Annotated in this window: 16 protein-coding genes; 8 read left to right on the top strand and 8 right to left on the bottom strand. The window is 66.6% G+C overall.

The window, feature by feature from the left end; genetic code table 11:
- The first annotated feature begins 159 nt into the window (after positions 1–159).
- On the top strand, positions 160–1,248 hold the full coding sequence (locus DMX06_RS01545; protein ID WP_110733911.1) for a GGDEF domain-containing protein: 1,089 nt from the start codon (positions 160–162) through the stop codon (positions 1,246–1,248).
- Positions 1,249–1,318: 70 nt separating this feature from the next.
- Here the strand turns inward: DMX06_RS01545 and DMX06_RS01540 are convergent, their stop codons facing one another.
- Positions 1,319–2,617: an ATP-binding protein gene (locus DMX06_RS01540; protein WP_110733909.1), complete on the bottom strand. Its 1,299-nt coding sequence runs from the start codon at positions 2,615–2,617 to the stop codon at positions 1,319–1,321.
- Between the two features lie 6 nt (positions 2,618–2,623).
- Complete coding sequence (locus tag DMX06_RS01535; protein ID WP_062360827.1) at positions 2,624–3,325, bottom strand: response regulator transcription factor; 702 nt, start codon at positions 3,323–3,325, stop codon at positions 2,624–2,626.
- Between the two features lie 158 nt (positions 3,326–3,483).
- Between DMX06_RS01535 and DMX06_RS01530 the strand changes: the two genes are divergently transcribed.
- Together DMX06_RS01530 and DMX06_RS01525 are read left to right on the top strand one after the other, a co-directional pair.
- Positions 3,484–4,659 (top strand): efflux RND transporter periplasmic adaptor subunit, encoded by a 1,176-nt coding sequence (locus DMX06_RS01530; RefSeq protein ID WP_110733907.1) that lies wholly within the window; start codon positions 3,484–3,486, stop codon positions 4,657–4,659.
- 11 nt (positions 4,660–4,670) lie between these two features.
- Positions 4,671–7,793, top strand: a complete 3,123-nt coding sequence (locus DMX06_RS01525) for an efflux RND transporter permease subunit (protein WP_110733905.1) — start codon at positions 4,671–4,673, stop codon at positions 7,791–7,793.
- Between the two features lie 69 nt (positions 7,794–7,862).
- On the opposite strand, the gene DMX06_RS01520 is transcribed toward DMX06_RS01525, so the two are convergent.
- Positions 7,863–8,135 (bottom strand): HU family DNA-binding protein, encoded by a 273-nt coding sequence (locus DMX06_RS01520; protein ID WP_110733904.1) that lies wholly within the window; start codon positions 8,133–8,135, stop codon positions 7,863–7,865.
- Between the two features lie 56 nt (positions 8,136–8,191).
- Positions 8,192–8,431 carry an HU family DNA-binding protein gene (locus tag DMX06_RS01515; protein WP_110733902.1) on the bottom strand — a complete coding sequence of 80 codons (240 nt, stop codon included), beginning with the start codon at positions 8,429–8,431 and terminating at the stop codon, positions 8,192–8,194.
- A gap of 220 nt (positions 8,432–8,651) precedes the next feature.
- Here DMX06_RS01515 and mobA point away from each other — a divergent pair, with 220 nt between their 5' ends.
- Positions 8,652–9,227: a molybdenum cofactor guanylyltransferase MobA gene (gene mobA / locus DMX06_RS01510; protein ID WP_110733900.1), complete on the top strand. Its 576-nt coding sequence runs from the start codon at positions 8,652–8,654 to the stop codon at positions 9,225–9,227.
- Between the two features lie 117 nt (positions 9,228–9,344).
- On the opposite strand, the gene DMX06_RS01505 is transcribed toward mobA, so the two are convergent.
- From DMX06_RS01505 to DMX06_RS01495, 3 genes are read right to left on the bottom strand one after another with little or no spacing between them, the layout of a single operon-like run.
- Positions 9,345–10,748 (bottom strand): efflux transporter outer membrane subunit, encoded by a 1,404-nt coding sequence (locus DMX06_RS01505; protein WP_110733898.1) that lies wholly within the window; start codon positions 10,746–10,748, stop codon positions 9,345–9,347.
- Positions 10,748–13,876, bottom strand: coding sequence for an efflux RND transporter permease subunit (locus DMX06_RS01500; protein WP_110733895.1), 3,129 nt, complete (start codon positions 13,874–13,876; stop codon positions 10,748–10,750). Before DMX06_RS01500 ends, DMX06_RS01505 begins: the two co-directional genes overlap by 1 nt.
- A 15-nt stretch (positions 13,877–13,891) precedes the next feature.
- The gene (locus DMX06_RS01495) at positions 13,892–15,034 is read right to left on the bottom strand and encodes a MexC family multidrug efflux RND transporter periplasmic adaptor subunit (protein WP_110733893.1); all 1,143 of its coding nucleotides are present in this window, start codon (positions 15,032–15,034) and stop codon (positions 13,892–13,894) included.
- 182 nt (positions 15,035–15,216) lie between these two features.
- Here DMX06_RS01495 and DMX06_RS01490 point away from each other — a divergent pair, with 182 nt between their 5' ends.
- The 3 genes from DMX06_RS01490 to DMX06_RS01475 all read left to right on the top strand — a co-directional run bounded on the left by DMX06_RS01490 (position 15,217) and on the right by DMX06_RS01475 (position 18,747).
- Complete coding sequence (locus DMX06_RS01490; protein ID WP_110733891.1) at positions 15,217–16,749, top strand: FAD-dependent oxidoreductase; 1,533 nt, start codon at positions 15,217–15,219, stop codon at positions 16,747–16,749.
- Between the two features lie 89 nt (positions 16,750–16,838).
- Complete coding sequence (locus tag DMX06_RS01485; RefSeq protein ID WP_110733888.1) at positions 16,839–17,846, top strand: aldo/keto reductase; 1,008 nt, start codon at positions 16,839–16,841, stop codon at positions 17,844–17,846.
- Between the two features lie 268 nt (positions 17,847–18,114).
- Positions 18,115–18,747 (top strand): LysE family translocator, encoded by a 633-nt coding sequence (locus tag DMX06_RS01475; RefSeq protein ID WP_110733884.1) that lies wholly within the window; start codon positions 18,115–18,117, stop codon positions 18,745–18,747.
- 187 nt (positions 18,748–18,934) lie between these two features.
- Here DMX06_RS01475 and nfsB read toward each other — a convergent pair whose 3' ends face one another.
- Positions 18,935–19,588: an oxygen-insensitive NAD(P)H nitroreductase gene (gene nfsB / locus DMX06_RS01470; RefSeq protein ID WP_110733882.1), complete on the bottom strand. Its 654-nt coding sequence runs from the start codon at positions 19,586–19,588 to the stop codon at positions 18,935–18,937.
- A 103-nt stretch (positions 19,589–19,691) separates the two neighbouring features.
- Here nfsB and DMX06_RS01465 point away from each other — a divergent pair, with 103 nt between their 5' ends.
- On the top strand, positions 19,692–20,612 hold the full coding sequence (locus DMX06_RS01465) for a LysR family transcriptional regulator (protein ID WP_050706153.1): 921 nt from the start codon (positions 19,692–19,694) through the stop codon (positions 20,610–20,612).
- The last annotated feature ends 8 nt before the right edge of the window (positions 20,613–20,620 follow it).

Raw genomic sequence — 20,620 nt, 5'->3', positions numbered from 1 at the left:
AATTATGAGGGTGACTTTAAACCTGGGGCCGCTGCGCGCCCCTTTCGCGACGCAAGGCCGCTCCCACAGGGGCGGTTCCCTGCGCGACAGCGTAGCCCGAAAGACCACACAGCCCTGGAAGGCATAACAGAAAACAATTTCAAGGCCACCACCGACTCCATGTACAAAACCCTCGAAGCCCACATCCGCCAACAGGTCGCCCCCGCCGCCCTGCGCGCCGAGTTCCGCCAGCACGAATTCGAGGCCATGCGCCGCTTCTGCCTGCTGATCTTCTGCATCGGCATCGCCATCTGGCTGATCTTCGACCTGATCGTCAGCTACCTCGGCGGCCAGGGTTTCACCTGGCTGTCAGGGATGTTCATCGCCCTGCTGTGCAGCCTCTGTGTCGTCCTGGGCTTCACCCGCAAGAGCCAGCATTTCGACGTGCTCAACCTGCTGTTCGTGGCGGTGATCACCCTGGCCATGCGCCTGGTAATCGAGGGCATCCCGATCGTTCTGCGACCGGTGTGGCTGGTGCTCGGAGTCTCGACCGTGCTGTACACCGTGTCGGTGCTGCCGGTGCGGCGCTGGTCGTTCTTCTGCGCCCTGGGCATCACCTGGCTCATGCTCAACCCCTTCTACCACACCCGCATCGAGGCCCTGAAGCTCGAGGGCGCGATGCTGATCAGCTACGCGGTGTTCCTCAGCGGCCTGGTGGTCTACAGCTACCTGCGCATCCGCCAGGCCAAGCTGCACAACTTCTACCTGACCAAGGTGCTGCTGGAGCAGGCCTACATCGACGCCCTGACCGAAATCCCCAACCGCCGTTCGTTCATGGCCAAGGCCGAAAAGCAGCTGCGCCAGATGGATTCCGGGCAGTTCCTGGCGATGATCGACATCGACAACTTCAAGCAGGTCAACGACCGCTTCGGCCATGACATCGGTGACGAAGTGCTCAAGCGCGTGGCGGCGCATATCAAGGCGGCGATGATCGGCTACGAGATCGCCCGGCTGGGCGGCGAGGAATTCGCGATCTTCTTCCAGGGGCTGGACGAGGCCGGCGCCGAGCAGCAGGTCGCGGCGCTGTGCCGACGGGTACGCGACGACCTCGGCGCGCACCCGGTGACCATCAGCATCGGCCTGGCCCGGATCGACAGCGGCGATACCCTGAGCATGGCGCTGATCAAGGCGGACCAGGCGTTGTACGAGGCCAAGCACACGGGCAAGAACCGCTTCGTGACCTGGTCGGCAAGCCTGTCTGGACAATGAACATCGCGGGGCAAGCCCGCTTCCACGCAAACCTCCAACCCCCGCGATGAGGCAGGCCCAGGCCGCTGCATCAACCAGCGGGCAGGCGAATCCTGAACTGCGCCCCGCCCAACGCCGACTGCGCCACCGTCAGCGTGCCGCCCTGCCCTTCGATGGCCCGACGGCTGATCGCCAGCCCCAGCCCGAACCCACCGGTATTGCGATCACGGCTGCGGTCCAGGCGATAGAACGGCTGGAAGATCCGCTCACGCTCCTCGGCCGGGATGCCGATGCCATCATCCTCCACGGTCACCAGGCAGGCGCCGTCTTCTTCCCGGCACAGGCGCAGCAGTAGGCTCTCATCGCAGTAGCGCATGGCGTTACGCACCAGGTTCTGCACCGCACGGGCGGTCAGCCGCGGGTCGAGGACGAAACGCGGCAGGTCGGTTTCGCAGCGCACTTCCCACTGGATACCACGGTCGTCGAGTTCTTCGGCGAAGCTGCCGAGCACGCTGTCCACCAGTTCCAGCAACGATACCTCGACCCGTTCGCGGGCCTGGTCGGCGCTTTCCAGGCGACTGTAGGACAGCAGTTCGAGCACCAGCTCGTCCAGCTCGCGTACATGACCCACCAGCCCCAGCAGGCGCTTGCGGCTGGCCGGCGGTACCTCGTCGAACAGCAGCACCAGGCCGAAGTCCAGGCGGGTCAGCGGCGTGCGCAGCTCGTGGGAGACCGCGTTGAGCAGTTCGCGCTGCTGGTTGACGTGGCGTTCCAGATCGCTGGCCATGGTGTCGAACACCCCGGCCAGCTCGCCGATGTTCGAGCGTGGCGAGATATGCGTACGCTCTGTCATCTCGCCGCGCCCCAGACGCCGGGCAGTGTCCTTCAGCCGTTCGAGGTCGCGCCAGTGCGGCCATACCCACAACAACAGGCAACCGAGCATGGCCGCGCCGATCAGCACGGTCACGCCCCAGGACAGCACGTTGATGTCCAGCGGGTCGTCCGGCGAATGCAGGCGCACCAGCCATTGCGAATCCAGCGGCGCCAGCACCGTTTCGTAATAGCCCCAGTCGGCCATGCGCACTGCGTACAGGCCATGCTCGAGCCGGGCTTTCTCCTCGCTGCTCAACTCGGCCTCGTCCATGCGCAGCAGGCGCACTTGCAGCGGTTTGAACACCCCGGCCAAGTCTTGCTCCACCGCCGGCCACTGTTCCCGCGGCGCCTGCTGGAACTGGCGCACGATCAAGGTCTGCACACCCTTGGCCTGTTCGAGGTTGTAGGCCATGAAACGCTCATGGAACAGCCCGACGATGGTGTCGGGGATCAGCGCGATCGCCCCGGCGTAGGCGACGATGATCACCAGGTACAACCGCACCAGGATCTTGAGCATGGCCTGTCAGTACTCCCACTCGACCCGGCTGAACAGATACCCCTTGCCCCACACGGTCTTGATCTTGCGCGCCTCGCCGGCGCTGTCGTCGAAGCGCCGGCGCAGTTTGGAAATGGCCACATCCACCGAACGGTCGGTGCCGTTGAACTCGATGCCGCGCAACTGCTGCAGGATACGGTCGCGGCTCATCACCTCGCCGGCGTTGCGCGCCAGCACCACCAGCAGGTTGTACTCGCCGCTGGACAGCTCCACCTCCTCGCCGCGCCAGCTGACCGTGCGCTCGGCCAGGTCGATGCGCAGGCCACCGACCTGGATCAGGTCGCTGTCCAGGCGCGGCTCGTTTACACTGCTGCGGCGCAGCAGCGTGCGCACCCTGGCCAGTAGCACCCGGGGCTCGCACGGTTTGGTGACGTAGTCGTCGGCGCCCATCTCCAGCCCCAGCACCTGGTCGTGGCTGTCGTCACGGGCGGTCAGCATGAGGATCGGCAGGCCCTGGGACTCCTGGCGCAGCAGGCGGCACACCTGCAGGCCGTCGAGGCCCGGCAGCATCAGGTCGAGGATCACCAGGTCCGGTTTCTGCCGGCGGAACTCGTCCAGCACATGGTCGCCGCGGGCGATCACCCGGACATGGAAATCGTTGCGTTGCAGGTAGCTGGCGATCAGTTCGGACAACGCGCTGTCGTCTTCGACCAGGAGAATGTTCGGCATAAGGGGATTTGACGAAAGATTGAAGTAAGGCAGGATATAGAATCCCGCGCGGGCCACCGCCGATTGTTCACACTTTTTCACACACGCCCAACACAGCTTAACAGCCGCCACCCGAACGGCTGCTTTAGCATACGCTGGATCAAACTTGGAAGATCCGTATGTCCATTCCCTGCCCTTCGCGCCTGCGCCCCCTGGCGCTGCTGGCGCTGATGACCCTTTCCCTGGCCGGCTGCAACGACGCCGCCGAACAGGAAGAACAGACCCCGCCTTCCCAGGTCCGGGTCGAGACCCTGGCCGTGCAGCCACTGGCGATCAGCACCGAACTGAGCGGCCGCATCCTCGCGCCGCGTACCGCCGAGGTCCGCGCCCGGGTAGCCGGCGTGGTGCTCAAGCGGGTGTACCGCGAAGGCAGCGACGTCAAGCAAGGCGACGTCTTGTTCCTGATCGATCCGGCGCCGTTCAAGGCCGACTTCGACAGCGCCCGCGCCACCCTGGCCAAGGCCGAGGCGACCCTGTACCAGGCCCGCCTGCAGGAACAGCGCTACCGCGAGCTGGTCGACGACAAGGCGGTTAGCCGCCAGGAGTACGACAACGCCCGCGCCGCCTTCCTCCAGGCCGACGCCGCGGTCGGCGAAGCCAAGGCGGCGCTGGAACGTGCACGCCTGAACCTGGGCTACGCCACCGTCACCGCGCCGATCTCCGGGCGCATCGGCCGCGCCCTGGTGACCGAGGGCGCGCTGGTCGGGCAGAGCGAGACCACGCCGCTGGCCACCATCCAGCAGCTGAACCCGATCCATGCCGACGTCACCCAGTCGACCCGCGAGCTCAATGCCCTGCGCCGCGCCTTGCGCGCAGGCGAGCTGCAGCAGGTCGGCCAGGGCCAGGTCAAGGCCACGCTGATCCAGGATGACGGCAGCGCCTACCCGCTGGCCGGCAAGCTGCTGTTCTCGGATATCAGTGTCGATCCGAGCACCAACCAGATCACCCTGCGCAGCGAGTTCCCCAACCCCGACCTCGACCTGCTGCCCGGCAGCTACGTGCGCGTGCGCCTGGACCAGGCCGTACAGCCCCAGGGCATCAGCGTGCCGCAGCGCGCCATCCTGCGCGACAGCGCCGGCGTGCCCAAGGTGCTGCTGGTCGACCCGCAGGAGCGCATCAGCGAACGCCAGGTGGTTTTGGGCAGCGCCCAGGGTGATCGCTGGATCGTCAGCGAGGGCCTGGCCCCGGGCGACCGCGTGGTGGTCGAGGGCCTGCAACACGTCAAGGCCGGCGACCAGGTCCAGGTCGACGAGCAACCGGGCGCCTCCGCGGTCGCCCAACACACCGGCCAATGAGGGCCTGATCCATGCCGCAGTTCTTCATCGACCGCCCGGTATTCGCCTGGGTGGTCGCCCTGTTCATTCTCCTGGTCGGCGCCCTGGCCATCCCGCAGCTGCCGGTGGCCCAGTACCCCGACGTGGCGCCGCCGCAGGTGGAAATCTACGCCGTCTACCCGGGCGCCTCGGCGGCGACCATGGACGAAAGCGTGGTCAGCATCATCGAGCAGGAGCTCAACGGTGCCGACAACCTGCTCTACTTCGAGTCGCAGAGTAGCCTGGGCAGCGCCACCATCACCGCCAGCTTCCAGCCCGGCACCAACCCGGACATGGCCCAGGTCGATGTGCAGAACCGCCTCAAGGTGATCGAGTCGCGCCTGCCACGCCCGGTGACCCAGCAAGGCCTGCAGGTGGAGAAAGTGTCCACCGGCTTCCTGCTGCTGGCCACCCTCACCTCCGAGGACGGCAGCCTCGACGAGATCGCCCTGTCGGACATCCTCGCGCGCAACGTGATGAACGAGATCCGCCGCATCAAGGGCGTCGGCAAGGCACAGCTGTACGGCTCGGAGCGGGCCATGCGCATCTGGATCGACCCGGCCAAGCTGGTCGGTTTCAACCTCACGCCCAACGATGTGGCCGAGGCCATCGCCGCGCAGAACGCCCAGGTCGCCCCCGGTAGCATCGGCGACCTGCCCAGCCGGCCCACCCAGGAAATCACCGCCAACGTGGTGGTCAAGGGCCAGCTGAGCACCCCCGAGGAATTCGCCGCCATTGTCCTGCGCGCCAACACCGACGGCTCGACCGTCACCGTCGGCGATGTCGCCCGGGTCGAGATCGGCGCCCAGGAATACCAGTACGGCACCCGCCTGAACGGCAAGGCCACCAGTGCCTTCAGCGTCAAGCTGTCGCCCGGCGCCAACGCCATGGAAACCGCGGGCCTGGTCAAGCAGAAGCTCGACGAGCTGGCGCGCTACTTCCCGGCCGGGGTGAAGTACGACATCCCCTACGACACCTCGCCGTTCGTCAAGGTGTCGATCAAGCAGGTGATCAACACCCTGGTCGAGGCCATGGTGCTGGTGTTCGCGGTCATGTTCCTGTTCCTGCAGAACTTCCGTTACACCCTGATCCCGACCCTGGTGGTGCCGGTGGCGCTGATGGGCACCTTCGCGGTGATGAACGCGCTGGGCTTCTCGATCAACGTGCTGACCCTGTTCGGCATGGTGCTGGCCATCGGCATCCTGGTCGACGACGCCATCGTCGTGGTGGAGAACGTCGAGCGGATCATGGCCGAGGAAGGCCTGCCGCCGAAGGAAGCCACGCGCAAGGCCATGGGCCAGATCAGCGGCGCCATCGTCGGCATCACCCTGGTGCTGGTGGCGGTGTTCCTGCCGATGGCCTTCATGAAGGGCTCGGTGGGCGTGATCTACCAGCAGTTCTCGGTGTCGATGGCGGTGTCGATCCTGTTCTCGGCGTTCCTCGCCCTGAGCCTGACCCCAGCCCTGTGCGCCACCCTGCTCAAGCCGCTGGAAAAGGGCGAGCACCATGAGCGCAAAGGCTTCTTCGGCTGGTTCAACCGCCGCTTCGAGGGCATGAGCAACGGCTACCAGCGCTGGGTGACCCATGCCCTGGCCCGCAGCGGCCGCTACCTGCTGGTGTATGCCGCGCTGCTGGCAGTGCTCGGCTACGGCTTCAGCCAGCTGCCCACCGCCTTCCTGCCCACCGAGGACCAGGGCTACACCATCACCGACATCCAGCTGCCGCCGGGCGCCAGCCAGGCGCGCACCATCGAGGTGGGCCAGCAGATCGAGGCGCACAACGCCGAAGAACCGGGCGTGGCCAACACCACGCTGATCCTCGGCTTCAGCTTCTCCGGCAGCGGGCAGAACGCGGCGCTGGCCTTCACCACGCTCAAGGATTGGTCCGAACGCGGTGGCGACGACAGCGCGCAGTCCATCGCCGACCGTGCCACCCTGGCCTTCACCCAGCTCAAGGACGCCATCGCCTACGCGGTACTGCCGCCGCCGGTGGACGGCCTGGGCGAGTCGACCGGTTTCGAGTTCCGCCTGCAGGACCGCGGCGGCATGGGCCACACCGGGCTGATGGAGGCCCGCGACCAACTGCTGGACGCGGCGCGCAAGAGCAAGGTGCTGGTCAACGTACGCGAAGCCTCGCTGGCGGAAAGCCCCCAGGTGGAGCTTCAGGTCGATCGGCGCCAGGCCAATGCCCTGGGCGTGTCGTTTGCCGATATCGGCGCGGTGCTCGACACCGCGGTGGGCTCGAACTACGTCAACGACTTCCCCAACCAGGGCCGCATGCAGCGGGTGGTGGTGCAGGCCGAAGGTGACCGGCGCAGCCAGGTTGAAGACCTGCTGAAGATCCACGTGCGCAACAGCAGCGGCAAGATGGTGCCACTGGGCGCCTTCGTCAGCGCCCGCTGGCAGTCCGGCCCGGTGCAACTGACCCGCTACAACGGCTACCCGGCGGTGTCGATTTCCGGCGAGCCGGCGACCGGCTACAGTTCGGGCGAGGCCATGGCCGAGATCGAGCGCCTGGTGGCGCAGTTGCCGGCAGGTGCCGGCCTGGAGTGGACCGGCCTGTCGCTGCAGGAACGCCTGTCCGGCAGCCAGGCGCCACTGCTGATGGCGCTGTCGCTGCTGGTGGTGTTCCTGTGCCTGGCCGCGCTGTACGAGAGCTGGTCGATCCCCACCGCAGTGCTGCTGGTGGTGCCGCTGGGCGTGCTTGGCGCGGTGCTCGCGGTGACCCTGCGCGGGATGCCCAACGACGTGTTCTTCAAGGTCGGCCTGATCACCCTGATCGGCCTGTCGGCGAAGAACGCCATCCTGATCATCGAGTTCGCCAAGGACCTGGTGGACCAGGGCGTCGATGCGGCGGACGCGGCGATCCAGGCCGCGCGTCTGCGCCTGCGCCCGATCGTGATGACTTCGCTGGCGTTCATCCTCGGCGTAGTGCCGCTAGCCATCGCCAGCGGCGCCAGCTCGGCCAGCCAGCAGGCCATCGGCACCGGGGTGATCGGCGGCATGCTCAGCGCCACCTTCGCCGTGGTGTTCGTGCCGGTATTCTTCGTCGTGGTAATGCGCCTGGCCGGGCATGGCAAGGTGGCTCGGCTTGAGTCGGAACGCTCGGCACCCTGATCGGAGATACTTGAAAATGGAATTGAGGAGGCAGCGATGCCTCCTAAGCATTAGCCAATACTTGACCTTTCAGTTGACGGCCTCTTTCAAATGACTGCCGGCTTTGAATCCAGGCTTCTTCGCTGCCGGAATTTTCAGTTTCTTACCAGTCTGCGGGTTACGCCCGGTACGCTCTGGCCTATCTGTTACCGCAAATGTGCCAAACCCCACCAGTGTAACGCTGTCGCCACTCTTCAACGCAGCGGTCACAGCCTCAAGGAAAGCATTCAGGCTACGTGCAGCCTGTACTTTGCTTACATCTGCCGCTGACGCAATCGCATCGATCAGTTCGCCTTTGTTCATCGTCACACTCCATGATTAAAGATCAAATTGCCTAACGGGTTTGTACTGGCTTCCCTTCAGTGCCAGGTAGCTTTCAAATGGCTTGTGTCAGCAGCAGGCTCTTCGAAGCTACACATCGATACGACCTCGATGGCAGACTCGGTTGAAAACGAGCCGATGCCTGAAAGGCCTGTATCGTCACCGTCTTCATGTGCCTGGATGACTGACTTCATGAAAGCTTCCACCACCAATCCAGCTTTGGCCACACTGATACCGGTGTTTTTGGCAACGGCACGTATCAATTGCGCCTTGTTCATATTCCGTCCCTCACCCAATGAGTATCTTCTACGGGCCCCCTCGATAATTAGCTGCAAACCCACCGGCTCACGCAACTAGCAAAAATGTTAGGTGACATTACTATTGATACGGGTCTCGAATGAGTCCCGATGACTGGACAACCCGCCGATGAGATGGGAGGGTTGCTAACCACCCCTCCCTACTGGCTGTAACTGCCAGCTGCTGGTAGAGCTCACCTTGATGCCAAACACTCTTCCCCCCTGCTCCATCCTTATCCTCGCCGGCGGCCGTGGCCAACGCATGGGCGGGCGCGACAAGGGGCTGGTGCCCTGGCGCGGCGAGCCGTTGGTGGCGCATGTGCAACGCGCCGTGCGGGCGCTGAGCGATAACCTGGTGATTTCCTGCAATCGCAACCAGGCGGCCTATGCGGCGTATGCCGACCAGCTTGTCGGCGATGCCGAAGCGGACTTTCCCGGCCCTCTGGCCGGGGTCATCAGCGGGCTCAAGGTGGCGCGGCATGAATGGGTGGTGGTGCTGGCCTGCGATGCGCCGCTGATCGATCGGGCACTGATCGAAGCTCTGCTGGCATTGGCGGTGAGCCATGACAGCCCGGCCATGGTCCGTCAGGGTGGTTACTGGCAGCCGATGTTCAGTGTGTTGCCGCGGCGGTTGTTGCCGCTGCTGGAGCAAGCCTGGCTGGAGGGGGAGCGGAGTTTGCAGAAGGCGTTGTTGCAGGCGAGCGTACTGGGGCTGGAGTGTGTCGAGGACGATCCGCGATTGAGTAACTTCAACAGCCCGGATCTGCTGCACGATTAACACCTTGCCCCGCGATGACGTCGGCCCTGCCTACCCCATCCTTACAGGCAAAAAAAGCCCCGGGGCAAAAATCCCCCGGGGCCGAGCGGTTGGATTCCCCAACCAAAGGAGTTGGTTTCAGCCCTTGTCCGGCCAGCCACCGCCCAGGGCGCGGAACAGATCGATCAACGCCAGCTGGCGCTGGGTGCTGGCCTCGATAAAGGCCGCTTCGTTGACATAACCGTTGCGCTGCGCATCCAGGTAGCGCAGGTGGCTGTCCACGCCGCCCTCGTAGCGCGCTTTGGCCAGCGCCACGGTCGCCCGGCTGGTGTCGGCCAGGGCCCGGCGCGCCGCTTCCTCGCGGCGCAGGGTGTCGGTGGCGGCCAGGGCATCGGCCACTTCGCGAAAAGCGGTCTGGATCGTGCCTTCATACGCCGCCACCGCCGAATCCTTGCGCGCCTCGGCCAGGCTCAGGCCGGCCTTGTTGCGCCCGGCATCGAACAGCGGCAGCGACAGCTGCGGCATGAAGCTCCAGCTGCGCGAACCACCGTCGAACAACCTGGACATCTGCGCGCTGGAGGTGCCGAAGCTGCCGGTCAGGCTGATCCGCGGGAAGAACGCCGCCCGCGCCGCACCGATATCGGCGTTGCGCGCCCGCAGCCGGTGCTCGGCGGCGAGGATGTCCGGGCGGCGCTCGAGCAGCGCCGACGGCGCGCCCGGGGCGATGTCCTGCAGGACCATCGGCGCCTCGCTGCGCTCTACCGGAATCGCCTTGGCCGCGTCCACGCTACCCAGCAGCAACACCAGGGCGTTGTAGGCCTGGCGCTGCTCGCGCACGATGCCTTCCAGCTCGGCCCGCGACTGCTCGACCAGCCCCAACGCCTCCTGGTGATCCAGCGCAGTGGCCGTGCCGGCGCCACGCCGCTGGCCGACCAGGGCCAGCGAATCCTCGCGGCTGCCCAGGGTCTGGCGGGTCAGCGCCAGGCGCCGCTCGGCGCCGTCCAGGGTCAGGTAGGCCTGGCTGACCTCGGCGATCAGGGCAATGCGCGCCGCGCGCCCGACCGCCTCGGTGGCCAGGTACTGCTCCAGGGCCGCGTCGCTGAGGCTCTTGACCCGACCGAACAGGTCCACCTCGTATTCCGGTAGCGACAAACCCACCTGGTAGGTGCTGCCGACACCCTCGCGGCCATTGCTCGACAAGTCGGCCGGCAAGTGCTGGCGGTTGCCGGTGGCCCCGGCATTCAAGCCCGGGACTCGGTCGGCACGCTGGATACGGTACTGCGCGCGGGCCTGCTCGATATCCAGCAGGGTCTGGCGCAGCGAGCGGTTGTTCCCCAGCGCGGTTCCAACCAGCTCGCGCAACGCAGGATCGACGATGAACGCCTGCCACTCCAACTGTTCCACCGTTGGCCCCTGGTGTCCGGCGGCATCGCCCCACGCGGTCGCCACCGGCGCCTCGGGGCGTTGGTAGGTCGGCGCCAGGGAACAGCCAGCCAGCATGACGGCCAGCGCGAACGGGATTGCAAGATTGCGCATGAGCATCACTTCGTCACCTCGACAGCGTGTTGCACGGAGGCCGGCTTGCGCTTGAGCAGCTTCAGCACGAATACGAAACAGATCGGCACGAACACCACGCCCAGCAAGGTGGCGCTGAGCATGCCGCCGATCACCCCGGTGCCGATTGCGCGCTGGCTGGCCGCGCCGGCGCCGCTGGCTATAGCCAGCGGCACCACGCCGAGGATGAAGGCCATGGAGGTCATCACGATCGGGCGGAAACGCAAGCGCGCGGCTTCAATGGCGGCGTCGCTCAAGCTGTAGCCCTTCTCCCACAGTTCCTTGGCGAACTCGACGATGAGAATGGCGTTTTTCGCCGCCAGGCCGATGATGGTGATCAGGCCGACCTTGAAGTACACATCGTTGGGCAGCCCGGTGAGCATCACCGCCCACACCGCGCCCAAGGCGCCGATCGGCACGATCAGCATCACCGTCAGCGGGATCGCCCAGCTTTCGTACAGCGCCACCAGCAGCAGGAACACCACCAGGATGGCCAGGGCGAACAAGGCCGTGGCCTGGCCGCTGGAGACCTTCTCCTGGTACGACAGGCCCGTCCAGGCATAGCCGATGCCGGGCGGCAGCTCGCTGACCAGACGCTCCATCTCGGCCATCGCCTGGCCGGTGCTGTAGCCGGGCATGGCGTCACCGGCGATGCGGATCGACGGGTAGCCGTTGTAGCGCACCAACTGCACCGGGCCCTCTTCCCATTTGGTGGTGACGAAGGCACTGAACGGCACCTGCTCGCCTCCGGCATTCGGCGCATACAGGCGCAGCACGCTTTCCGGGGTCATGCGCTCGCCCTGCTCGGCCTGCACCACCACGCGCTGCTGGCGCCCGGCGTTGGTGAAGTCGTTGATCACCGCCGAACCGAAGGCGGTGGCCAGGGTGCTGTTGATGGTTTCGAAGCTCACGCCCAGGGCGCGGGCCTTCTCGCGGTCGATCTGCACGCGCAGCTGCGGCGCCTCGGCCAGGCCTTCCATCATCGCGTAGAGGATCACCGGGTTGCCGTTGGCACGGGCCAGCAGCTGGTCGCGGGCCGCCAGCAGCGCTTCGCGCCCCAGGCCGCCACGGTCCATCAGGCGCAGGGCGAAACCACCGGAGTTGCCCAGGCCGTCGATCGGCGGCGGCATGACCGCGGTGATGGTGCCGTCGCCATTGGCCGCGAACTGGGCGTTGATCGCCGCGGTCTCCGCCTCCGCCGATTGCTCGGGGCCACGCACGGACCAGTCCTTGAAGGTGGGGAACGCCAGCGCGGCGTTGTCACCCTGGCCCGAGAAGCTGAAACCGCTGACGATGAACGAGCTGGCCACCGCCTCGCGGGACATCAGGAACTGCTCCAGCACCTCGGCGGTGTGGTCGGTACGCACCCGACTGGCGCCCGGCGGCAGTTGCACGTCGACGATGCTGTAGCCCAGGTCTTCCGCTGGCACGAAGGCCTCCGGCAGACGCAGGTAGGAATAACCGAGCACCACCAGGATGCCGACGTAGGCCAGCATCCAGCGACCGGCACGGGCCACCAGGGCGCTGTTCATCACCGAGTAGCGCTCGGTCACCCGGGCGAAGGCGCGGTTGAAGGCGCCGAAGAAACCGCTCTTCTCATGGTGGCCATGGGGCACCGGCTTGAGCAGCGTGGCGCAAAGCGCCGGGGTGAAGGTCAGGGCGAGGAAGCCTGAGAACAGGATCGACACCGCCAGCGACACCGAGAACTGCTGGTAGATCACCCCCACGGAACCTGACATGAACGCCAGCGGCAGGAACACCGCCGCCAGCACCAGGGTGATGCCGATGATCGCCCCGGACACCTGCCCCATCGCCTTGATGGTCGCGTCCACCGGCGACAGGCCCTCCTCGGCCATCAGCCGCTCGACGTTCTCCACCACCACGATGGCATCGTCCACCAGGATGCCGATGGCCAGCACCATGCCGAACATGGTCATCATGTTCACCGAGAAGCCGAGCAGCTTCATGATCATCAGCGTGCCCAACAGGCACACCGGCACCACGATCGACGGGATCAGGGTATAGCGCACGTTCTGCAGGAACAGGAACATCACCAGGAACACCAGAACCATGGCTTCGATCAAGGTGTGGATCACCTTCTCGATGGCCACGTCGACAAAACGCGAGGTGTCGTAGGGCACCGAGTACTCGACGCCCTCGGGGAAGAACTGCGCAAGCTCCGCCAGGCGCTCCTTGACCAGCGTCGCGGTCTGGATGGCGTTGGCGCCGGGCGCCAGCTGCACAGCACCGGCCACGGCCGGGTGGCCGTCCAGGCGCGAGGACAGGTTGTAGTTCTCGCTGCCGATGGCCAGGCGCGCGACATCGCCCAGGCGCACGCTGGAGCCGTCCGGGTTGGCGCGCAAAACGATACCGGCGAAGGCCTCGGGGGTATCGAGGGTGCCCTGCACCGCCAGGGTCGCGGTCAGCTCCTGCTCGCTGGCACCCGGCGTGCTGCCGAAGCTGCCGGCCGGCACCTGGACGTTCTGGCCACGGATGGCGTTGTTTATGTCGTCGATGGACAGGCCATAGCCCACCAGTTTCTGCGGATCGACCCAGACCCGCATGGCCGCTTCCGAGGCGAAGAACTGCAGCTTGCCCACGCCCGGCACACGCAGCAGTTCGTTGTTGATGTTGCGCGCGGCGTAGTCGGCCAGGGCCGTTGTATCGCCGCTGTCGCCGGCCTTGCTGGTCAGGGCGTAGATCAGCAGGAAGCCGGAGCTGGCCTGCTCCACCTTCAGGCCCTGGGTCAGCACCGCCTGGGGCATGCGCGCTTCGGCCTTCTTCAGGCGGTTCTGCACGTCGACCTGGGCCATGTCCGGCTCGGTGCCGGGCTCGAAAGTCACCAGCACCTCGGCGACGCCGTTGGAGTTGTTGGTGGACTCGTAGTACAGCAGGCCCTTGGCGCCGTTGAGCGACTCTTCGATGATGCTGGTCACCGACTCCACCAGCACCTTGGCCGAAGCACCCGGGTAGCTGGCGGTGATGGAAATCTGTGGCGGTGCCACGCTGGGATACTGGGCCACCGGCAACGCCGGGATCACCAGCAGGCCGGCCAGGGAAATGAACAGCGCCACGACCCAGGCGAAGTTCGGCCGATTGATGAAGAACTTGGACATCTCGCTACCCTCGCCTTATTTCGCCGCGACCGGCTGCGCCTGTGCCGGCACCACGGGCATGCCCGGGGCCAGGCCGGCCGGGCTGCCGACGATGACCTGGTCACCGCCGCGCAGGCCTTCGACGATCTGCCAGCGCGAACCCTGCATCACGCCGGTGCGCACGCTGCGTGCCTCGGCCAGGCTGCCGGTGCCCACCACCATCACCCGCGCCTCGCCGTCGCTGCCGCGCTGCACCGCCCGTTGCGGCACCAGGATGGCCTGCTGGTCAGTGCCCTGCGGGGTGCGCACGCGCACGTACATGCCCGGCAGGAGGATGCCGTCGGCATTGTCGAAGCGCCCGCGCAGGGTGACCTGGCCGGTGCCGCGGTCGACCGCTACATCGGTGAACATCAGCGCGCCCTGGCGCTGGTAGTCGGTGCCTTCCACCTGGGCGGTCAGCGCCTTGTCGTCGCCGCCACCCAGGGCGCCATCCTTGAGGGCCTGGCGCAAGCGCAGGGCGTCGGCGGCGGACTGGGTGAAGTCGACGTAGATCGGATCGAGCTGCTGGATGCGCGCCATCAGCGTGGCGTCGCCCTGCCCGACCAGCGCGCCTTCGGTGGCCAGGGCGCGACCGATGCGCCCGGAGATCGGCGCGGTGACCGTGGCATAGCCGAGGTTCAGGCGCGCGGTCTGCACGTCGGCCTGGGCCGAACGCACGGCGGCCTGGGCACTGCGCAATTCGGCGGTGGCACTGTCGAAGTCCTGCTGGCTGACCGCTTCGATCTTCACCAGCGGCTCATAGCGCTTTACCCGCGCCTGAGCCTCCTGCTGTACGGCCTGTGCCCGGGCCAGGTCGGCCTCGGCGCGGGCCAGGGCGGCCTTGAACGGCGCCGGGTCGATCTGGAACAGCACGTCGCCGGCCTTGACGTCGGCACCTTCCTCGAAACGCTTGTGCAGGACGATACCGGCCACCCGGGCACGCACCTCGGCCACCCGCATCGGCTCGACCCGACCTGGCAAGGTCGAGGCCAAGGCCAGTGGCTCGGCGGCCACGGTCACGATTTCCACCGCAAACGCCGTTTCAGCCGCGGCATGCTGATCGTCGGCCGCCCCACAGCCGGCCAAGGCCACAGCCACCGCCAGCCAGCTGGCCACTCCTATTGCACGCAAATTGCTCATGATCTCACCCGAGCCGTTAACTAAATTTGGCGCGAATGGTACTTACATATTCGATTTGAGTCAATTTAGTCTCATTTGAAGTTTTTGTGAAAAGTTGTAATGGCCACCTCCGATCGTCGGCTCGTAGCAGTCCGGGCTCACGACAGGCGTCAAATGAAACACTACGCCTGAGGAGATCCGCCATGACCCTGCACGCCGTGGCCAGCCTCGACCAGCTCGAGGAACACCGCCCCCTGCGCGTCCAGGCCGGCACCGAGGACATCGTGCTGGTGCGCCAGGGCGACCTGGTCCGCGCATACCAGGCCAACTGCCCCCATGAGGGCGCGCCACTGGAAGAAGGCGCAGTCTGTGGCGGGCTGCTGGTCTGCCCCTGGCACAAGGCCGCCTTCGCCGTGGACGAGGGGGCGGTATGCGAACCCCCGGCGCTCACCGGCCTGCGCCGTCATGCCGTAGAGGTCAGGGACGGCCAGGTCTGGGTCGACGATCAGGCGCTGCCGGAGACCGAACCGCCGCGCCACAGCGACGCCCGTACCTTCGTCGTGGTGGGCGCCGGCGCCGCCGGCTCGGCCGCCATCGCCACCTTGCTCGACCATGGCTTTGCCGGCCGCCTGATATGGATCGACCAGGAGCAGCCGAGCGCATACGATCGCACCGCCCTGAGCAAGTTCGTCATCGCCGGGCAGATGCCGGTGGACGAAGTGCCGACCCTGCTCGCACAGGACACCCTGCGTTGCGGCCAGCTGCAACGCTTGCACGGCAAGGTACGCGCGCTGGACGCCGGCAAGCGCGTGATCACCCTGGCCGACGGCCAGAGGCTGAAGTACGACGCCGCCCTGCTGGCCACCGGCGGCAAGCCCAGGCGCCCCGAGCTCCCCGGCGTGCAGTTGCCCGGCATCTGCGTGCTGCGCTCTCGCACGGATGCCGCGCAGTTGCTCGACTTGGCCGAGCCGGGCCAGCCGGTGGTGATCGTCGGCGATGGTTTCATCGGCCTGGAGGCCGCCAGCGCCCTGCGCAAGTACGGCCTGCAGGTGCATGTGGTCACGCGCCACCCCATCCCGCTGGCCCGGCAGCTGGGCGAGCGCATCGGCCAGACCCTGCGCGAGCTGCACGAGCGCAAGGGCGTGGTCTTCCACGGGCCGACCGAGGTGAGCGGTTTCGAAGGCCGGGAGCGGGTCGAGGCCGTGTTGCTGGCCAATGGCGAGCGCCTGGAAACCCCGCTGGTGCTGCTCGGCACCGGCGTCAGCCCGGCCACCGACTACCTGCAAAACCTGCCCCTGGCCGAGGACCGCTCGCTGACGGTGGACGCCCATCTGCAGGCCGCCGACGGCCTGTGGGCGGCCGGCGATATAGCCACCTTTCCCCTGGCCGGCCGCCCGGTGCGCATCGAGCACTGGCGCCTGGCCCAGCAGCATGGGGTGATCGCCGCCGCCAACATGCTCGGCGAGCGCCGCCGCTACGACGACGTGCCGTTCTTCTGGACTTACCAGCACGGCCGCACCTACGAAGTGCTCGGGCATGCCAGCGGCTGGAACCGCATCGAGTACGTCGGCACGCCGGAACAGGGCGACTTCATCGCCCTGCAGTGCCTGGACGACCAGGTCGAGGCGGTGATCGCCAAGGGCCACGCGCGGGCCATGGCGGTGCTGTCGCAGCGGCTGAAACGGCCGCTGTCGAGCCGCGAGGCGCGTGACCTGATCGATGCCTGGCCGGATTGAAACGGCGCCCGCCGCACGCTTTCAATGCCGGACGGAACTGTGTAAAAGAGGGAAACCCCTCTCAAGGCGTCAGAAAAGGATTATCTGCAATGATCTACCGCCCCCTCGGCCGCTCCGGCCTGCACGTCTCGGCCCTCACCCTGGGCAGCATGATGTTCGGTGAGCAGACCGGCACCGAAGACTCGCTGCGCATCATCGACAAGGCCTGGGACCAGGGCATCAACTTCGTCGACACCGCCGACGTCTACAACGGCGGCCGTTCCGAGGAGATCGTCGGCGAGGCGGTGGCGCGCAACCGCCACGACTGGATCATCGCCTCCAAGGCCGGCTACGGTCCGGTCGATGGTGTGCCTAACCGCAGCGGCCTGTCGCGCAAGCACCTGTTCAATGCCATCGAGGCCAGCCTCACGCGCCTGGGCACCGACTACCTGGACATCTACTACCTGCACCGTGAGGATCACACGGTGCCGCTGGAAGAGACCGTGCGCGCCATCGGTGACCTGCTGGCCCAGGGCAAGATCCGCTACTGGGGCGTGTCCAACTTCCGCGGCTGGCGCATCGCCGAGATCTGCAACCTGGCAGAGAAACTCGGCGTGGCCAAGCCTGTGGTCAGCCAGCCGCTGTACAACATCGTCAACCGCCAGGCCGAGCCCGAGCAACTGACCGCCGCCGCCTACCATGGCCTGGGCGTGGTGCCGTTCAGCCCGCTGGCCCGCGGCGTGCTCAGCGGCAAGTACGCGCCCGGCTCGACGCCGACCGAAGGCAGCCGCGCCGGCCGCCAGGACAAGCGCATCATGGAGGTGGAATGGCGCCAGGAGTCGCTGGCCATCGCCCAGAAGATCCATGCCTACACCGAGGCCAAGGGCGTGGGCATCGTCGAATTCGCCATCGCCTGGGTGCTGAACAACCGCCTGGTCAGTTCGGCCATCGTCGGACCGCGCACCGAGGCGCAGTGGGACACCTATGCCGGCGCGCTGGAAGTAAAGATCACGGCGGAAGATGAAGCGTTCATCGATTCGCTGGTGACGCCGGGGCATGCCTCGACGCCCGGGTTCAACGATGTGGCGCACTTCGTCAGCGGGCGTCTGCCGCGCTGATACCTGAGTCTGAGCCTGGGACGTAGAGCGTGGTATCAACTGTCTTGCTGAGACTTCTCAACTGGCCTGATCTCTGTAGGAGCGGCCTTGCGTCGCGAAAGGGCCGCAAAGCGGCCCCGGCGATCTTTGCAACAACGCTGAGATCCCGGGGCTGCTGCGCAGCCCTTTCGCGACACAAGGCCGCTCCTACAGGTTGGCGTAGTACCCATGGCGGTCCGCCCCGATTGCTGGCATTGTTCGGCTTTCCCCGCGCAAAGGACGCGCTCCCATGGCCCTGCACCTCTGGCTGACCTTCTCCTTCGCCTACCTGCTCACCTCGCTGATCCCCGGCCCCAACGTCCTGCTGACGGTGCGCAACGCCCTGCGCCATGGCCCTTCCGGCATGGGCATGACCCTGTTCGGCAACCTCGCCGCGCAGTTGCTGACGATCACCGCCGTGGCCATGGGCGTGGGCGCCCTGCTGATCTCGCTGCCCACGGCGTTCCTGGTGCTGAAGCTGGCCGGCGCCGGCTACCTGATCTACCTCGGCCTGCGCCAGTTGCTGGGTAAAGGAGGCTCCGCCGCTGCGGCGCCCCAGGTGGTCGCGACGCCACCCCAGACGCAATGGCGGATCGCGGTGGAGGCCTTCCTGGTCTCGGCGAGCAACCCCAAGACCCTGGTGTTCTTCTGCGCCTTCCTGCCGCAGTTCCTCGAGCCTGGGCGGCCTATCTTCGGCCAGTTCGCGGCGATGTACCTGAGCGGCTCGCTGATCGTCTGCCTGGTGCACTCCTTCTACTGTTTCACCGCCTGGCGCTTCGGTCTGCGCCTGAAGGCATCGCCCCTGGCCGTCTGGTTCAAGCGGGCCACCGGCGCGCTGTTCATCGGCCTGGGCGTGCGCCTGCTCAACACCCGGGCGGTGTAGGCCCTGCAACAGCCATCCATGGGCCTGCACGACGGTACGGCCATTGATGCCGAGAAGATACGCCCCGTGGCGCCGATAGTATCAATCAGCCGTAGAACCAAGCAGATCTCGGTCGCCATGGAGGCCGTGGCAGCCGAGGCACGGCTGCTAGCCTGACAGTGGCAGGGTACAGCCTACCTACCGTCCATCACAGAAAGGTAAACACCTCAGCCGCCGCCAACCGCGACTTGCTCAGCCCGGCATTGAAATCCTCCTCGCTGCGATAGCCCAGGCTCAGCAGCACCACGCTGGTGAAGCCCTGCTCGCGCAGACCCAGTTCGGCGTCCAGGGCCTTGGCGTCGAAGCCTTCGATCGGCGTGGCGTCCAGGCCGTGGGCGGCGGCGCCCAGCAGCGCGGTACCCAGGGCCAGGTAGACCTGCTTCTCCATCCAGTGCTGCAGGTCCTTGAAGTCATGACGGTGCAGGTCGACGTAGCCGCGGCGGGTCTGGTCCTGGCCATCGCGAGCCTGTTCGGTGCGGAAGCGCCCATCCGCAGCCTCCTGCGCCAGCACCGCCTGCAGGTGGGCTTCAGTCATGTTGGTGCGGGCGGCGAACACGATCACATGGGACGCATCGCGCAGCTTCGGGCTGTTGTAGGCGAAACGCTCGTCGGTGGCCTTGGCCAGGCGCGCCTTGCCTTCGGCGCTGTCGGCCACGACGAAGTGCCAGGGCTGCGAGTTGACCGAGGACGGACTGTGGCGCAGCTGCTCGAGCAACGCATCGATGGTGGCCTGGGGAATCCTGCGGCTGGCGTCGTAGGCTTTGGTGGTGTAACGGCGTTTGGCGAGGGCAACGGTATCCATCTACGGCAATTCCTCAAGGGATCGTGAATGAAGCGCATCTTATCTTCCCGGCGGTAAAGAAAAACCAGCACAATGCAGCAACACTTTCATCGCTGGAGTGAAAATGCTGCGCATCAACGACCTCGAACTGTTCGCCCGTGCCAGCGCCCTGGGCAGCTTCACCGCGGCGGCCCACGAGGCCGACCTGTTGCCCGGCCAGGTGGCGGCGGCGATCAAGCGCCTGGAGCGCGAACTGGATGTGCGCCTGTTCGCCCGCACCACCCGCAGCCTGCGCCTGACCGCCGAGGGCGAGCTGTACCTGCCCACCGCCCAGCGCGTGCTGGATGCCCTGCGCCAGGGCCGCGAGGACCTGCACGGCAGCCACAGCTGCCTGCGCGGCGTGCTGCAGGTGGCGGCGCCCTCGGACATGGGGCGCAACCTGCTGCGACCCTGGCTCAGTGCGTTTCGCCGCGAGCATCCGGGGCTCGGCCTGCGGTTCTTTCTCTCCGACCAGCTGGCCGACCTCTACCGCGACCCGGTGGATGTCGCCATCCGCTACGGCCAGAACGAGGACGCCAACTACATCGCCCTGCCCCTTGCACCGTGGAACCGTCGGGTGCTGGTGGCCTCCCCCGATTACCTGGCCCGTCATGGCCGGCCGGGCAGCCCCGACGACCTGCAGCAGCACGACTGCCTGCTGTACCTGCAGCAGAGCCGGGTCTACGACAAATGGCGGCTGGGCAACCGCACCGTGCAGGTGCGCGGGCCGCTGTTCAGCGACGACGCCGACGTGGTGCGGCGCTGGGCGCTGGAAGGCGAAGGCATCGTCTACAAGTCGTGGCTGGATGTCAGCGCCAACGTCGCCGCCGGCGAGCTGGAAGTCCTGCTGCCCGAACACCCCGGCGAACTGACCCCGGTGACCCTGGTGTGCCCGCACCGCAAGCAGCTCACCCCGGCGGTGGCCCAGCTGCACCTGTGGCTGCGCGAGCGCTTCGCCACGCTGCGCCCGGAGGGCATGTTGCAGCCGCTGTCGCCGGGCGTATAGTGCATCCA

The organism is Pseudomonas mosselii (assembly GCF_003205295.1).
Taxonomy (GTDB): domain Bacteria; phylum Pseudomonadota; class Gammaproteobacteria; order Pseudomonadales; family Pseudomonadaceae; genus Aquipseudomonas; species Aquipseudomonas mosselii_B.
This window is presented reverse-complemented; position numbering and strand designations above follow the sequence as displayed.

Bases quoted from the DNA above. Each gene is read 5' to 3' on its own strand.
- DMX06_RS01475 (WP_110733884.1), top strand. From the start codon at position 18,115: ATGGCCCTGCACCTCTGGCTGACCTTCTCCTTCGCCTACCTGCTCACC.
- DMX06_RS01525 (WP_110733905.1), top strand. From the start codon at position 4,671: ATGCCGCAGTTCTTCATCGACCGCCCGGTATTCGCCTGGGTGGTCGCC.
- DMX06_RS01515 (WP_110733902.1), bottom strand. From the start codon at position 8,431: ATGAACAAGGCGCAATTGATACGTGCCGTTGCCAAAAACACCGGTATC.
- DMX06_RS01530 (WP_110733907.1), top strand. From the start codon at position 3,484: ATGTCCATTCCCTGCCCTTCGCGCCTGCGCCCCCTGGCGCTGCTGGCG.
- DMX06_RS01500 (WP_110733895.1), bottom strand. From the start codon at position 13,876: ATGTCCAAGTTCTTCATCAATCGGCCGAACTTCGCCTGGGTCGTGGCG.
- DMX06_RS01545 (WP_110733911.1), top strand. From the start codon at position 160: ATGTACAAAACCCTCGAAGCCCACATCCGCCAACAGGTCGCCCCCGCC.
- nfsB (WP_110733882.1), bottom strand. From the start codon at position 19,588: ATGGATACCGTTGCCCTCGCCAAACGCCGTTACACCACCAAAGCCTAC.
- DMX06_RS01465 (WP_050706153.1), top strand. From the start codon at position 19,692: ATGCTGCGCATCAACGACCTCGAACTGTTCGCCCGTGCCAGCGCCCTG.
- DMX06_RS01535 (WP_062360827.1), bottom strand. From the start codon at position 3,325: ATGCCGAACATTCTCCTGGTCGAAGACGACAGCGCGTTGTCCGAACTG.
- DMX06_RS01520 (WP_110733904.1), bottom strand. From the start codon at position 8,135: ATGAACAAAGGCGAACTGATCGATGCGATTGCGTCAGCGGCAGATGTA.
- DMX06_RS01485 (WP_110733888.1), top strand. From the start codon at position 16,839: ATGATCTACCGCCCCCTCGGCCGCTCCGGCCTGCACGTCTCGGCCCTC.
- DMX06_RS01505 (WP_110733898.1), bottom strand. From the start codon at position 10,748: ATGCTCATGCGCAATCTTGCAATCCCGTTCGCGCTGGCCGTCATGCTG.
- DMX06_RS01490 (WP_110733891.1), top strand. From the start codon at position 15,217: ATGACCCTGCACGCCGTGGCCAGCCTCGACCAGCTCGAGGAACACCGC.
- DMX06_RS01495 (WP_110733893.1), bottom strand. From the start codon at position 15,034: ATGAGCAATTTGCGTGCAATAGGAGTGGCCAGCTGGCTGGCGGTGGCT.
- mobA (WP_110733900.1), top strand. From the start codon at position 8,652: ATGCCAAACACTCTTCCCCCCTGCTCCATCCTTATCCTCGCCGGCGGC.
- DMX06_RS01540 (WP_110733909.1), bottom strand. From the start codon at position 2,617: ATGCTCAAGATCCTGGTGCGGTTGTACCTGGTGATCATCGTCGCCTAC.